This is a genomic window from Amycolatopsis sp. GM8 (assembly GCF_021653975.1).
Classification (GTDB): Bacteria; Actinomycetota; Actinomycetes; order Mycobacteriales; family Pseudonocardiaceae; genus Amycolatopsis_E.
On sequence record NZ_JAJKFK010000007.1, the window covers coordinates 289,552 to 303,861 of the forward strand.

The 14,310-nt window shown below is 69.5% G+C and carries 11 protein-coding genes; 7 read left to right on the plus strand and 4 right to left on the minus strand.

The annotated features are described in order from the left end of the window. Nucleotides 1-37 precede the first annotated feature (37 nt). Nucleotides 38-2,521, minus strand: a complete 2,484-nt coding sequence (locus LOZ83_RS30160) for a DNA topoisomerase (ATP-hydrolyzing) subunit A (RefSeq protein ID WP_236795127.1) — start codon at nt 2,519-2,521, stop codon at nt 38-40. A 14-nt stretch (nt 2,522-2,535) separates the two neighbouring features. Further along, on the minus strand, nt 2,536-4,509 hold the full coding sequence (locus LOZ83_RS30165) for a type IIA DNA topoisomerase subunit B (RefSeq protein ID WP_236795128.1): 1,974 nt from the start codon (nt 4,507-4,509) through the stop codon (nt 2,536-2,538). A gap of 226 nt (nt 4,510-4,735) precedes the next feature. Between LOZ83_RS30165 and LOZ83_RS30170 the strand changes: the two genes are divergently transcribed. From LOZ83_RS30170 to LOZ83_RS30200, 7 genes are all read left to right on the plus strand, one after another. Next, nucleotides 4,736-5,668: an RluA family pseudouridine synthase gene (locus LOZ83_RS30170; protein WP_236795129.1), complete on the plus strand. Its 933-nt coding sequence runs from the start codon at nt 4,736-4,738 to the stop codon at nt 5,666-5,668. 326 nt (nt 5,669-5,994) lie between these two features. Further along, nucleotides 5,995-6,924: a non-homologous end-joining DNA ligase gene (gene ligD, locus LOZ83_RS30175; protein ID WP_236795130.1), complete on the plus strand. Its 930-nt coding sequence runs from the start codon at nt 5,995-5,997 to the stop codon at nt 6,922-6,924. Between the two features lie 456 nt (nt 6,925-7,380). Beyond that, nucleotides 7,381-9,609 carry an ATP-binding protein gene (locus LOZ83_RS30180; protein ID WP_236795131.1) on the plus strand — a complete coding sequence of 743 codons (2,229 nt, stop codon included), beginning with the start codon at nt 7,381-7,383 and terminating at the stop codon, nt 9,607-9,609. Then, the gene (locus LOZ83_RS30185) at nt 9,606-10,079 is read left to right on the plus strand and encodes a roadblock/LC7 domain-containing protein (protein WP_236795132.1); all 474 of its coding nucleotides are present in this window, start codon (nt 9,606-9,608) and stop codon (nt 10,077-10,079) included. The genes LOZ83_RS30180 and LOZ83_RS30185 overlap by 4 nt, the downstream gene beginning before the upstream one ends. After that, on the plus strand, nt 10,072-10,428 hold the full coding sequence (locus tag LOZ83_RS30190) for a DUF742 domain-containing protein (protein ID WP_236795133.1): 357 nt from the start codon (nt 10,072-10,074) through the stop codon (nt 10,426-10,428). The genes LOZ83_RS30185 and LOZ83_RS30190 overlap by 8 nt, the downstream gene beginning before the upstream one ends. After that, entirely contained in the window at nt 10,409-10,990 is a 582-nt protein-coding gene (locus LOZ83_RS30195; RefSeq protein ID WP_236795134.1) for an ATP/GTP-binding protein, read from the plus strand. The genes LOZ83_RS30190 and LOZ83_RS30195 overlap by 20 nt, the downstream gene beginning before the upstream one ends. A 206-nt stretch (nt 10,991-11,196) precedes the next feature. Beyond that, nucleotides 11,197-11,964 (plus strand): MHYT domain-containing protein, encoded by a 768-nt coding sequence (locus LOZ83_RS30200; protein ID WP_236795340.1) that lies wholly within the window; start codon nt 11,197-11,199, stop codon nt 11,962-11,964. 1 nt (nt 11,965) lies between these two features. On the opposite strand, the gene fahA is transcribed toward LOZ83_RS30200, so the two are convergent. Next, nucleotides 11,966-13,129: a fumarylacetoacetase gene (gene fahA / locus LOZ83_RS30205; RefSeq protein ID WP_236795135.1), complete on the minus strand. Its 1,164-nt coding sequence runs from the start codon at nt 13,127-13,129 to the stop codon at nt 11,966-11,968. Beyond that, nucleotides 13,126-14,310 carry a homogentisate 1,2-dioxygenase gene (locus tag LOZ83_RS30210; RefSeq protein WP_236795136.1) on the minus strand — a complete coding sequence of 395 codons (1,185 nt, stop codon included), beginning with the start codon at nt 14,308-14,310 and terminating at the stop codon, nt 13,126-13,128. The genes fahA and LOZ83_RS30210 overlap by 4 nt, the downstream gene beginning before the upstream one ends.

Here is a 14,310-nt window from a genome sequence, read left to right on the forward strand (position 1 = left end):
CACAGTGGCTTTCCGTGCCCGGCCGGGCACTCCGCGTTCAGCCGCGTTCGACGAGGTGCCCGACGACATCCGGCCCCGGATGGGCGGCACCGGACCCGTCGCGGCGATCGACCGGCTCCGGCAGCTCCACCGGATCGCCGCCCGAGGCCGCGCCCGCCGGGCGCGGACCGATCCACGCCACCGTGAGCGCGTCCTCGCCCTTGAGGAACCGGTGCGCCCGGACGCCACCGGTCGCCCGGCCCTTCGCCGGGTACTCGGCGAACGGCGTCACCTTCACCGTCTGCCCGGTCGCCGTCACGACCATCGGCTCGCCGCGCTCGGGATCGTCGGTGCGGACCGCGCCGAAGAACACCACGTGCGCGTCCGGGTTGAGCTTGATCCCTGCCATACCACCGCTTTTGAGCCCCTGCGGCCGCACGAGCGACACCGAAAGCCGCAGCAGCGACGCGTCCGAGGCGATGAAGGCGAGCGTCTCGTTCCGGTTGGTCAGCCAGGTGGCGCCGACCACTTCGTCGCCGTCCTTGAGGGTGATGATCTCGAACTCGTCCGCCCGCACCGGCCATTCCGGCGCACAGATCTTGACGATGCCCTGCCGCGTGCCGAGCGCGAGGCCCGGCGAGTCGTGTTCTTCGCCGAGCGGGGCGATCCCGATGACCCGTTCGCCCTTCTCCAGCGGCACCAGCTCACGGGCGGCCATCCCGCCGCGCAGCGACACCGTGCCGTCCTGCTCGGGCAGCACCGGCAACGGCAGCACGTCCGTCTTGAACGCGCGGCCACGGTTGCTGACCAGCAGAACTTGGCCGCGTGCCGTCGAATGCGCGACCGCCGCGACCGCGTCGTGCTTGACCCGCCCGGCGCGTCGCCGTCCTTCGGGCGCCTCCTCGGATTCCGCCGCGGTGCGCGCGACGAGCCCGGTGGCGGACAGGATGACCTGGCACGGATCGTCCGCCACCTCACGCGGACCGGCGGGCTGGGAAGCGGCCAGCACCTCCTTGAGGTCACCGTCGATCAGCGCGGTGCGCCGCTCGGTGCGGAAGTCCTTGGCGATCTTGGCGAGCTCGTTGGAGACGACCTTCTTCAGCTCGCGGTCGTCGTCGAGGATCTTGGTCAGCTCCGCGATCTCCTCGCGCAGCCTGTCCTGCTCCTCTTCCAGCTCGAGCTTGTCGTACTTGGTCAGGCGGCGCAGCGGAGTGTCCAAAATGTACGTCGCCTGGATCTCCGACAGCTTGAACCGCTTCATCAGGCCGTCCTTGGCCTCGGCGGCGTTCTCACTGTTGCGGATCAGCCGGATCACCTTGTCGATGTCCAGCAGCGCGATCAGCAGACCCTCGACCAGGTGCAGGCGTTCCTCGCGCTTGCGCCGCCGGTAGCGGGTCCGGCGCGTGACGACTTCGTAGCGGTGCTGCAGGAAGACGTCGAGGAGCTGCTTGAGCCCGAGCGTCTGCGGCTGCCCGTTGACGAGCACGAGATTGTTGATACCGAAGGACTGTTCGAGCGGGGTGAGCCGGTAGAGGTCCGCGAGCAGCGGCTGCGGGTTCACCCCGACCTTGCACTCGATGACCAGCCGGGTGCCGTTCTCGCGGTCGGTGAGGTCCTTGACGTCCGCGATTCCGGTGAGGCGCTTGGATTTGTTGACCTCGTCGGTGATTTTCTCGATCACCTTCTCCGGCCCGACACCGTAGGGCAGTTCGGTGACCGTGATGCCCTGCCGGCCGCGGCTGCCCTCCAGCGGGCCGGTCTCGACCTTCGCGCGCATGCGGACCACGCCGCGGCCGGTCTCGTAAGCCTTGCGGACCTCGTCCAGGCCGAGCAGCAGGCCGCCGGTCGGCAGGTCCGGGCCCGGCACGAACTCCATCAGCTTGTCCAGCGTCGCGTTCGGGTGGTTGATCAGCCAGCGGGTGGCGCCGATGATCTCGCCCATGTTGTGCGGGATCATGTTGGTCGCCATCCCGACCGCGATCCCGGACGTGCCGTTGACGAGCAGGTTCGGGTACGCCGCCGGCAGCACCGACGGCTCCTGCAGCGACCCGTCGTAGTTCGGCCGGAAGTCGACCGTCTCCTCGCCCAGCTCCCCGACGAGCAGCATCGCCTCGGGCGACATCCGGGCTTCGGTGTATCGCGACGCCGCCGGGCCGTCGTCCGGGCTGCCGAAGTTTCCGTGCCCGTCGACCAAGGGCGCGTTCATCGAGAAGTCCTGTGCCAGCCGGACCATCGCGTCGTAGATCGCGGTGTCGCCGTGCGGGTGGTAGCGGCCCATCACGTCGCCGACCACGCGCGAACACTTCACGTACGCGTGTGTGGGCCGGTAACCGCTGTCGTTCATCGAGTACAGGATCCGGCGGTGCACGGGCTTGAGGCCGTCGCGGGCGTCGGGCAGCGCGCGGGAATGGATGACCGAGTAGGCGTACTCCAGATAGGAGTCCTCCATCTCGGTCTTCACCGGATTGTCGAAGACGTTCGCGCCCGCGCTGTCGAAGGCGCTCGGATCGACGCGCGTGGTAGGGGTCTTCCGCCTTGCCATTGTTCGCTGAACTCCTAGATGTCGATCGCGGCCTGGTCGACCCGCGCGGACGACTCGACCAGCCAGTTGCGCCGGGGTTCGACCTTCTCGCCCATGAGCAGTTCGAGCGCCGCGTCCGCGGCTTCCACGTCGTCGAGGGTGATGCGGCGGACCGAGCGGGTGGCCGGGTTCATCGTGGTGTCCCACAACTCGTCCGCGTCCATCTCGCCGAGGCCCTTGAACCGCGGCACCGGGGTGACGATCTGCTTGCCCGCCGCGTCCAGCTCCGCGGCCTTCGCCTCCATCTCGCGCTCGGTGAAGGTGAAGTGCGTCTCCGGGTTGCGGCCCTTGGTGGTGATCTTGTGCAGCGGCGGCATCGCGGCGTACAGCCGGCCGTCCTCGATGACCGGGCGCATGTACCGGGCGAACAGCGTGATCAGCAGCGTCCGGATGTGCGAACCGTCGACATCGGCGTCGGCCATCAGGATGACCCGGCCGTAGCGCATCGTCGACAGGTCGAACGTGCGCCCGCTGCCCGCGCCGAGCACCTGCACGATCGACGCGATCTCCGCGTTCTTCAGCGTGTCACCCAGTGAAGCCTTCTGCACGTTGAGGATCTTGCCGCGCAACGGCAGAAGTGCTTGGTACTCCGAGACTCGCGCCATTCGCGCCGAGCCGAGGGCCGAGTCGCCCTCCACGAGAAAGAGCTCGCTGCGCGAAACACCCGTGGTGCGGCAGTCGACCAGCTTCGGCGGCATGGCCGCGCCTTCCAGCGCGGTCTTGCGCCGGGCGGCGTCCTTCTGCTGCTTCTGGGTCAGCCGCACGCGCGCGGCGTCGACCACCTTCTGCAGCACGATCTTGGCTTCGGACTTGGTCTTCCGGTCCTCGGTCCAGGCCTTGAGCTGCTTCTCGACGACGCCCTGGATCACCCGCGTGATCCCCGCCGTGGACAGCTCGTCCTTGGTCTGCGACGTGAACTGCGGCTCGGGGATGCGCACGTGGATGACGGCCGTCATGCCCTCGAGGACATCGTCCGCCGTGGGCAGGTCCTCCTTCGGCTTGAGCAGCCCGCGGGTCTTGGAAATGGCCTCCTGCAAGGCTTTCAGCGCGCCCCGGTCGAAGCCGCGGCGGTGCGTGCCGCCGTGCACGTTGCGGATGGTGTTGGTGAAGCACTCCACCGTGCGCTCGTAGCCGGTGCTCCAGCGCAGCGCGACCTCGATCTCCGCGTGACGCTCCACATTGGACTTCATCACGCCGTTCTCGTCGGCGGCGTTCTCCTTGTAGGTGCCCGTACCGTTGATCATCAGCGTGCCCGACACCGGCTTGTCCCCGCCCGGGGTAAGGAAATCCACCATGTCCCGCAGGCCGTGCGGGTAGGAGAAGGTCTCCTCGCCGATCGACCCCTCGGTCGCGTCCCTCAGCACATACGTGACACCGGGCACGAGGAACGCGGTATTACGCAGCTTGCCGCGGACGGCATCGGCATCGAGCTTCGCGCCGGTCTCGAAGTAGCGGGCGTCGTACCAGTACCGGATCGAGGTGCCGGTGCGCTCGCCGCGCTTCATCCGGCCCGCGACGCGCAGGCCGGGCTGCGGCGTGAACTTCGCCTTCGGGCCCGGTCCGTCGAACACGCCGGGCACGCCGTGCGCGAACGACATCTCGTGCACCTTGCCGAGCTGCCGGACCGCGACGTCGAAACGGTGGGACAGCGCGTTGACCGCCGACGCGCCGACACCGTGCAGGCCACCGGAGGTCTTGTAGCCGGAGCCACCGAACTTGCCGCCCGCGTGCAGCCTGGTCAGCACCAGCTCGACACCGGAAAGCCCGGACTTCGCGTGCTTGTCGGTGGGGATGCCACGGCCGTCGTCGTCGACCTGGACGCTGCCGTCGGCGTGCAGGGTCACCACGACACGCGTGGCGTGACCCGCGACACCTTCATCGGTTGAGTTGTCGACGATCTCGGTGAAGAGATGGTTGATCCCGCGACTGTCGGTAGACCCGATGTACATGCCGGGTCGCTTCCGAACGGCTTCCAGTCCCTCGAGATGCGTGAGGTCATCGGCCCCGTACAAGGGCTCAGCAGAAGCGGTCACAGGGTCTTTCTCCCAGGTCGTGGCGTGCAGTGGCGTCGAAAGGGCGACCCACGGTAGGACAGAGTATCGGACCCGTACGACAAGTCCGTGGCTCTCGCGGTGTGGCGCGGGATTCCCGCAGGTCACCATTATCCTCGGAACGATGAGCCGCCGTCCGGACGCCCCGTTGCCGCCGCGCAACGGGCTCGATCCTGCCCGGATGCGGCTGCCCGTCGACGGCCACTGGGCGACGATCCGTGATCACCTCGTGGACCGGATCCCCCGGCTGTCACCGCAGCGGCTGGACGAGATGCTCGCGCAGGAACGGATCGTCGGGCTGGACGGGCCGGTGACCGCGCGGACACCGTTCAAGGGCGGCATGTACATCTGGTTCCACCGCGACCTGCCCGACGAGACCCCGGTGCCGTTCGAGATCACGGTCGTGCACGCGGACGAAAACCTCGTGGTGGTGGACAAACCGCACTTCCTGGCGACGATCCCCCGTGGTCAGCACGTGGTGGAGACCGCGCTCGTGCGGCTGCGGCGGGACCTCGGGCTGCCCGAGCTGAGCCCCGCGCACCGGCTCGACCGGGTCACCGCCGGGCTGCTGATGTTCGTCATCCGCCGCGAGCACCGGGGCGCGTACCAGACGTTGTTCTCCGATCGCAAGGTACGCAAGGAATACGAGGCGATCGCGCCGTTCGATCCCGCGCTCGCGATGCCGCGCACAGTGCGCAGCCGGATCGTGAAGGAACGCGGAGTCGTTACCGCGCAAGAGGTTCCGGGCGAGCCGAACGCGGAGACGTTCGTCGAACTGGTGGCGCATTCCGGCAACCTCGGCCGGTACCGGCTGGTGCCCGCGACGGGGCGCACGCACCAGCTGCGCGTCCACATGAGCCGGCTCGGCATCCCGATCCTGGGCGACCGGTTCTATCCCGTCGTGGAGGAAACGCCGTTGCACGACTTCAGCCGGCCGTTGCAGCTGCTGGCGAAGACGCTGGAGTTCACCGATCCGCTTTCCGGTGCACAACGGCGGTTCGAGAGCCGCCTCGTCTTGCGGGCGTGGGAATCCTTTGCCGAATGGGAATCCCGGTAGTCACGACGAGGTCCAGACCACTAGACGCGGTCTGGACGCCTAGCAGAACGCGGTCGACAGCTGACAGAGAGTAATTCGGGCAGCCATCGTGCCTGTTCGGCTGCCGACGACTCCGCGAATCCGGTCGAATGCGGCGCGGTACGGGAATTCGGTTCTACACTGGAGTCGTGAGCCGGCGGACCACCGCCGCTCACCGGCAGCCCAGCGCTCACCTCCCCCTCGGAGCGCCGAGGCGCCGTGTGGTCCCTGGCGAGACCCCCCTGCCTCGCCGGGGACCACCCCGACTTCCCGTGCGAACCGGTCCGCGCTGCGGCAAGGTGGGACGCATGACCGGGGAACGGATCACGGTGCGGGTGGACGGGCGTCACCTGACGCTGTCCAATCTGGACAAGGTGCTCTACCCTGTCGCCGGTTTCACCAAGCGTGACGTGATCGACTACTACGCGCGGATCGCCCCGGTCATGCTGCCGCACCTGCGCAAACGGCCGGTCACGTTCCGTCGCTACCCCGAAGGCGTGGACCGCGAGCCGTTCTACGAGAAGGACGCCGGGCGGCACGCGCCGGACTGGGTCAAGACCGCGCGGATCGTCAGCCACCACCGCGGCGAGGGCACCAACAGGTACCCGCTGGTCGACGACGTGCCGACACTGATCTGGGCGGCGAACCTCGCGGCACTGGAGCTGCACGTTCCACAATGGACGGTCGGGCCGAAGGACGCGCGCCGCAACCCGGACCTGCTGGTGTTCGACCTGGACCCGGGAGAGCCCGCGACGGTCGTCGAGTGCTGCCGGGTCGCGCGCTGGCTCGAGGCGGCGCTGACCGCCGACGGGCTGACGGTGTTCGCGAAGACCAGCGGCTCGAAGGGACTCCAGCTCTACAGCGCGATCCGCACCCGAAGGCCCGAGGCACCGTCGGAGTACGCGGAGGCGCTCGCCCGCCGGCTCGCCATCGAGCACCCGGACCTGGTGGTCGCGCGGATGACGAAGGCGCTGCGACCGGGCAAGGTGTTCATCGACTGGAGCCAGAACAGCCCGTCGAAGACGACGGTGGCGCCGTACTCGTTGCGCGGCCGGGAAACCCCGACCGTCTCGACCCCGGTCACCTGGGACGAGGTTGCCGCCTGCCGCCGGGTCGGCGACATGACGTTCACCAGTGCCGACGCACTGGAACGAGTGGAAAGCCTCGGTGATCTTTTCGCCGGACTCGCGGAAAACCGGGTGATTCTGCCCCAGCCTGCGGGCCGGCCCGGAAAATAAACAACAATCCGGCCGGCCCGGAAACCGCCGCCCCGCGCGAATGCCGGAACTGCCGCCGCCGAACAGCCCATCGTTCGAATTAACTTCCGGCGAATAAGCCGGGTTCCGCGGCGTACGGTCCGTGGTCGTGAAAGCGCTTACAGTGCACGTCAACCCAGTTGGCGGCAGGCACTGGTACATCCAGTTGATCACCGGTGACCCAGCGGAGCGAGCGGCCGGTGAAATCGCGTTTTCGGCTGGCGACGTTACGCCGATTGAACACTTGACAAGCACGGGCAATCTGCGGTTGTCTCCTACGCGCTTCGGCGTCATCGGGGACATTTCGAAATTGACGGTTTCCGCGAGTTCACGAATCGGGCAGCCTTGAAAATGGAACAAGCCGCGCCGGCTCCGCGGCGGCCGGGCCAGGCAGCCTGGCCACCCAGCGGCTGGAGCCTCCGAACGAAGATCTCCGTCGTGCTCCTGGTGCCGGTGATCGTCGCACTGACACTGGCCGGCGCGCGCATCCAGACCGAGCTGGCTCAGGCGAGCCGGCTGTCCGCGGTCCGCGACCAGCTGCCGGTCGTGCAGGGCGTGGCGGAGCTGGCCGATCTCGTCGACCAGGAGATGGTGGCCGCGGCGTCCGTGCCCGCCGGCACCACCCCGACCTCGCAGATCGACGCGGTCAACGCGAAGGTGACCGAGATCCAGCGCGAGGCCGATTTCGCGCATTTGCCGACCGACCTCGGCCGCGGGCTCGACACCGCGCTCGGCAGGCTCGCCGGGCTGCGCACCGCGAACGCGGGCGGCGATCCGGTCGGCACCACCACCAGCTACCGCGACATCGTGTACTCGCTCGCCGAAATCGTGCCGGTCCTGGTCGCCGCCGCGGGCGACAGCAACCTCGACCTGGCGGCGGGCACCGCGCGCTCACTCGTGCAGCTGCGCACCACGCTCGCCGTGCAGGAGGCGCTGCTGCGCTCGATCAAGCCCAATACCGCCGACCAGGCGGCGCTCGCCGCCGCGGCACAGGCCGCCGCCGAGGAGTCCGTGATCAGCGGCCAGGTCCAGCGCGGCCTGAGCGCCGATGCCGTGGCCCGGTTCACTTCGGCGACGGCCTCGGCCGTCGACCGCCGCGCCGTGCTCCAGTCCACGCTCGCGGCCGACCGCCGCGCCGAGCTGAGCGGGCTGCTGCTGCCGATCGCCACCGAAAGCGCGGGGCTGGGCGATCTGGTCACCGAGACGTTCGCGTCGCTGTCGAACACGATCTCCGCGCAGACCGACGACAGCCGCTCCAGCGCCCTGCGCGACACTGCGCTGGTGATCGGGGCCTTGCTCGGCGCGCTCGCGATCGCGCTGTGGATGGCGCGTTCGGTGGTCTTGCCGGTGCGCCGGCTGCACGCCGCGGCGCTCGAAGCCGCGCACCAGCGGCTGCCCGACACGATCGAACGCGTCCGCAGGGGCGAGGAGGTGCCGCCGGTGGTGCCGGTCGGCATCACCACCGGCGAGGAGATCGGCCAGCTGGCGCACGCGTTCGACGACATGCAGCGCCAAGCCGTCCGCCTGGCCGGTGAGCAGGCGGAGTTGCGCAAGCAGGTCAGCGAGATGTTCATGACGCTCGCCCGGCGCAGCCAGTCGATGGTGGAGCTGCAGCTGACCGTGCTGGAGCGGCTCGAGTCCAACGAGCGCGACCCGCAGCGGCTCGACGAGCTGTTCCGCCTCGACCACCTCGCGACCCGCCTGCGCCGCAACGGCGAGAACCTCCAAGTGCTCGCCGGCGGCTCCCCCGCCCGCCAGGACGCCGGGCCGGTGTCGATGGTGGAACTGTTGCGGGGCGCCACTTCCGAGGTCAAGGACTACAAGCGCGTCTCGCTCGTCAACGTGCCCAACGGGTCGGTGCGCGCGCACGCGGCCTCCGACGTCGTGCACATCCTGGCCGAGCTGCTGGAGAACGCGACGCGGTTCTCCCCACCGGAGGAGAAGGTGTACCTGACCGCGGACCGCGGCAGCGACGGCGGGCTGCTCGTCGAGGTCGTGGACAACGGGCTGGGCATGACCACCGAAGACCTCGACGCGGCCAACCACCGGCTCGCCGCCGGCGACATCGTGAGCCCGGAAACCGCGCGGCGGATGGGTTTGTTCGTGGTGGGGCGGCTCGCCCAGCTGCACGGGGTGACGGTCCGGATGCGGCCGACGATGACCCGCGCCGGGCGGACCGGGGTCACCGCGAGCGTGCACCTGCCCGGTGAGCTGATCATCGCCGACGGCGGTGCGGTGAACGGTGAGCAGCACGTCAACGGCACCGCCTACATCGCCGTGCCGCGCCAGCCGGTGGTGGTGCCGTCCCAGCCGCAGGTCCGCACGCCGATCTTCGAGCGGGTCGTGTCGAACTGGTTCACCGAGCACACCCCGGACGAGTCGGCCGAGTCCCCGGCCCCGTCGCGGAACTGGGTCACCCCCGCCGACGAGGCCCGCCTCGCCGCGGAGACCGCGGTGCGCCCGTCGACGCCGCCTGTCGTCACCGACGCGGGACTGCCGACCCGCGAGCCCGGCGCGCAGCTCGCGCCCGGCGCCGCGCTGCCCCGGACGAAAACGCGGGCGCAAACCGACTTCCGCGACCCGGTCGCCGTCCGAAACAACCTGTCCAGGCACTACAACGGCATGCGGGCTGCCCGGCAGCGCACCGCTGACGAGGAGAGATCGTGACCCACTCATCGACCGCACCGTCCCCCAGCTGGCTCGTCTCCGCGTTCACCGAGGAGGTCGCCGGGGTCGCCCACGCGGCGCTGGTCTCGGCCGACGGCCTGCTCGTGGCCGCGTCCCAGGGCCTGCCGCGGGACCGGGCCGACCAGCTGTCCGCGATCGCCTCCGGCCTGTCCAGCCTCGCGCTGGGCACCTCGGAGCTGTTCACCGCGGGCCGGGTCGTCCAGTCGGTGATCGAGATGGAGGAGGGTTTCCTGCTCCTGATGAGTGTCGGCGACGGCTCGAACCTCGTCGTGCTCGCCAGCCCCGGCTGCGACATCGGCCTGGTCGGCTACGAGATGACGCTGCTGGTGGACCGGGTCGGCAAGATGGTCGACACGCCGCTGAGGGCCGCACCGGCAGCGGCGGCCGCGGCACGCGCCGCCTCCGCGGGAGGCGGTGGTCGGGCGACGGGTGGGCGGGGACGTGAGTGATCCGGGGCCGCCGTCGCTGGCGCGCCCCTACGCCTGGACCGAGGGCCGGACGCGACCCGCGGTCGAGCTCGCGATCGAGGCACTCGTGGAGACGACTGCGGAGGGGCGCTCGGTGCCGTTCAACCGGGCGAGCCCGCAGTCCATGGTGACCCAGCTGTGCCTGCAACCACGGTCATTAGCCGAGGTCGCGGCGTATCTGGCGGTGCCGCTTCAGGTGGCCAGAGTGCTCGTGGCGGATCTGCTGGGTTCGGGGTGGGTCATCGTGCGAGACACTCTTTCCGACAACGCGTCCTGGGACGAACGACACGATCTGCTGGAAAGGGTCCTCGGTGGACTACGCACACTATGAGACTACGAACGGGGTCACCTCGGCGAAGATCATCGTCGCGGGCGGTTTCGGCGTCGGCAAGACCACCTTTGTCGGCGCGCTCTCGGAGATCAACCCGCTGCGCACCGAGGCGGTGATGACGGCGGCCTCCGCCGGGATCGACGAGCTCACCGAGGTGCCGAACAAGACCTCGACCACGGTCGCGATGGACTTCGGCCGGATCACCCTCGCCGACGACCTGGTGCTGTACCTGTTCGGCACGCCGGGCCAGCACCGGTTCTGGTTCATGTGGGACGACCTGGTGCGCGGCGCGATCGGCGCGGTCGTGCTGGTCGACACCCGGCGCCTGGCCGACAGCTTCGCGGCGATCGACTTCTTCGAGTCGCGCGGGCTGCCGTTCCTGATCGCGATCAACAAGTTCGACGACGTGCAGCGGCACTCGACCGAGGACGTCCGCAACGCCCTCGCGATCCCGGCCAATGTCCCCGTCATCACCTGTGACGCTCGTTCGACCGAATCGACCAAGCACGCGCTCATCGCCGCCACGGAACACGCCATGGCCCAGCTGACCGCGGCAAAGTAGGCACCCCCTCAAAGGAGGCTTTTCACCATGCTGTCAACCGGCACCGCTGCGGGTTCTGAGGTGGTTCCTCGCGAGGACAGCGCCGACGTGGTGAATTGGCCATTCATGAGGGGGCGATCCCGGAGCGAGGGGCCGCCTCAGGTTCCGCTACCCGCACCGCCGGCAAGGCCAGGTCAATACGATCCCTCAGGAGGCTCCCCGTGGACATGAACCATGTCCAGCACTTCGCGCTGGGCGGCTGGTTGCTGGTGCTCGCCTACCTCACCTCGGTGGCGGGCTGCACCGTCGGCCTCGCGTGCACGCTGCACGCGCGCTACGCGACCACCACCCGGACGCGGCTCGGCTGGCTCGGGCTGGCGTCGCTGTCGCTGGGCGGGATCGGTATCTGGCTCATGCATTTCGTCGCGGTGCTCGGCTTCGCGACGCCGGGGATGCCCGTGCGCTACGACATCCTGTGGACGGTGCTGTCGGCGGTCCTGGCGGTGGCCGCGGTGTTCGGCGGGTTGCTGGTGTTCGGGGTGCGGACGCGGTTCGCGTGGTGGCGGCTGATCGTGGCCGGGCTCATCACGGGCGGCGCGGTGAACCTCATGCACTACACGGGCATGCGGGCGCTGGAGATCAAGGGCACCATCGGCTACAACGCCGGCCTGGTGATCCTGTCGATCGTGATCGCCGTCGTCGCCGCGACGGCCGCGCTGTGGTTCACCGTCGCGCTCGACAAGCCGCTGCACCGGCTGGCGGCCGGGCTGATCGCGGGCGTCGCCGTGACGGGCATGCACTACACCGGCATGGCGGCGATGGAGGTACACCTGGACATGTCGGCGCCCGACCCGTCCGGGGTCGAGGTCTTCTCGTTCCTGTTCCCCGTGTTCGTGCTGGCCGCGTTCGCGCTGGCCATCCCCATCTGCGCCGTTCTGCTGGCCCCGGCCCCCGGCTCCCGCCGGGAACCCGAGCACATGCCGGTGCGAGTCTGAGTCAACCCGTGACGGCCGGGAGGATCCGGCCCCGGACCTCGCCGAAACCCAGCCGGCCGCCGTCGGTCGCGGGGGCCGTCGCGGTGATCGCGACCTCGTCGCCGTCTTCGAGGAAACTCCGCGGTTCCCCGGCAACCTCGATCGGCTCGGCGCCGCCCCAGGTGAGTTCGATGAAGGCGCCGCGCTGATCCTTCGCCGGGCCCGAGATCGTGCCCGACGCGTACAGGTCGCCGGTGCGCGTGCTCGCCCCGTTGACCGTCAGGTGCGCCAGCATCTGCGCGGGCGACCAGTACATCTCCCGGTACGGCGGCCGCGAGACCTGCTGCCCGTTCCACGCGACCGCCAGCTCGATGTCGAGTCCCCAGGGCTCGCGTTCGCGCAGATACGGCAACAGATCGCGGGCCGGCACCGGCACCCGCGCGGCCTCCAGCGCCGCCAGCGGCACCACCCACGGCGAGATGGACGTCGCGAAACTCTTGCCCAGGAACGGTCCCAGCGGCACGTACTCCCACGCCTGGATGTCCCGCGCCGACCAGTCGTTCACCAGCACCGCCCCGAAGACCCGGTCCGCGAAGTCCGAAGTGGACAGTGGCTTCGCCGACCCGCTGCCGACGATGAAACCCAGCTCGGCTTCGATGTCCAGCCTGCGGGACGGGCCGAACGCCGGGGCCGGCTCGTCCGGCGGCTTCCGCTGGCCGCACGGGCGGACGATGTCCGTGCCCGACACGACGACGGTGCCCGCGCGACCGTGGTAGCCGACCGGCAGGTGCTTCCAGTTCGGCATCAGCGGCTCGGCGCCCGGCCGGAACAACCGCCCGAGGTTCGCCGCATGGTGCTCCGACGCGTAGAAATCCACGTAGTCCGCGACCTCGATCGGCAGGTGCATCGTGACCTCGCCGACCGGGTGCACGGCGTTCCCGGGCAGCTCACCGGAAACCAGCTCGGTGACCCGCCGCCGCACCCGCGCCCAGCGCTCGAAACCCTGTGCCATGAACGGATTCAGCGCCGGCGCCGCGAACACGTCGTCGCCCAGCGCCGCCGCCAGGTCGACCACCGAGTCCCCGGCGCGCACGCCGACCCGCGGCGCGGTGCCGGGGGTGGAGAACACGCCGTAAGGCAGGTTGGCCGGCCCGAACAGCGAACCGTCCGGGATCTCGATCCTCATCGCCGCCCCGCCCACGTCCAGGCATAGCCGGGATCTTCGGCCGCCACGGCGGCTTCGCCGAGTTCCAGCGGCCGGAAGGTGTCGACCATGACCGCCAGCTCGTCGAAGAACTCGGCGCCGATGCTGCGCTCGTAGGCGCCCGGCTGCGGGCCGTGCGCGTGCCCGCCAGGATGCAGCGAGACCGAGCCCGGCCCGATGCCGGAACCCTTGCGTGCCTCGTAGTCCCCGCCGCAGTAGAACATGACTTCGTCGGAGTCCACATTGGAGTGGTAGTACGGCACCGGGATCGCCAGCGGGTGGTAGTCGACCTTGCGGGGCACGAAGTTGCAGATCACGAAGCCCTCGCCCTCGAACACCTGGTGCGCGGGTGGCGGCTGGTGCACCCGGCCGGTGATCGGCTCGAAGTCGGCGATGTTGAACGTGTACGGGTACAGGCAACCGTCCCAGCCGATCACGTCGAACGGATGCCGTGGACAGACGAACCTGGTGCCCACGATTCCCGTGCTGCCACGGTGTTTGACCAGCACCTCCACGTCCTCACCATCGGCGAGCAGCGGTCCGGCCGGGCCGTGCAGATCGCGCTCACAGAACGGAGCGTGCTCCAGCAGCTGCCCGAACCGGGACAGGTAACGGCGCGCGGGCGTGATGTGCGAGCCGGCCTCGATCGCGTACGCGCGCACGAGCCCCTCGGGCACCCACCGGTGCGTGGTGGCGCGCGGCAGGATCACGTAGTCGCCGGCGCGGAACGGCAACGCGCCGAACACCGTCTCGACCACACCCCCGCCGGACTCGACGTACACGCATTCGTCGCCGATCGCGTTGCGGTACAACGGAGATGTCTCGCCGGCTGCGACATACGAGAGCCGCACGTCACCGTTGCCGAGCACAAGCCTTCGGCCGGTCACGATGTCGTGTCGTTTCCATTCCTCGCCGGGGAACAGCTCGTGAAGCTTCAGATGCCGCGGTTTGAGCGGGTGGTTGGCCGCGGTCGCCTGGTCCGGCAGTTGCCACACCGTCGAGTCCACGATGGCCGAGGGCACGTGACGGTGGTAGAGCAGCGAGGAATCGCTGGAAAAGCCCTCCTCCCCCATCAGTTCCTCGTAGTACAGACCACCTCCGGGCGTGCGGTGCTGGGTGTGCCGTTTCGGCGGTATCCGCCCGGCCTGCCGGTAGTACGCCAT

Bases quoted from the DNA above. Each gene is read 5' to 3' on its own strand.
- LOZ83_RS30160 (WP_236795127.1), bottom strand. From the start codon at position 2,521: ATGGCAAGGCGGAAGACCCCTACCACGCGCGTCGATCCGAGCGCCTTC.
- LOZ83_RS30165 (WP_236795128.1), bottom strand. From the start codon at position 4,509: ATGTACATCGGGTCTACCGACAGTCGCGGGATCAACCATCTCTTCACC.
- LOZ83_RS30170 (WP_236795129.1), top strand. From the start codon at position 4,736: ATGAGCCGCCGTCCGGACGCCCCGTTGCCGCCGCGCAACGGGCTCGAT.
- ligD (WP_236795130.1), top strand. From the start codon at position 5,995: ATGACCGGGGAACGGATCACGGTGCGGGTGGACGGGCGTCACCTGACG.
- LOZ83_RS30200 (WP_236795340.1), top strand. From the start codon at position 11,197: ATGAACCATGTCCAGCACTTCGCGCTGGGCGGCTGGTTGCTGGTGCTC.
- fahA (WP_236795135.1), bottom strand. From the start codon at position 13,129: ATGAGGATCGAGATCCCGGACGGTTCGCTGTTCGGGCCGGCCAACCTG.
- LOZ83_RS30210 (WP_236795136.1), bottom strand. From the start codon at position 14,310: ATGGCGTACTACCGGCAGGCCGGGCGGATACCGCCGAAACGGCACACC.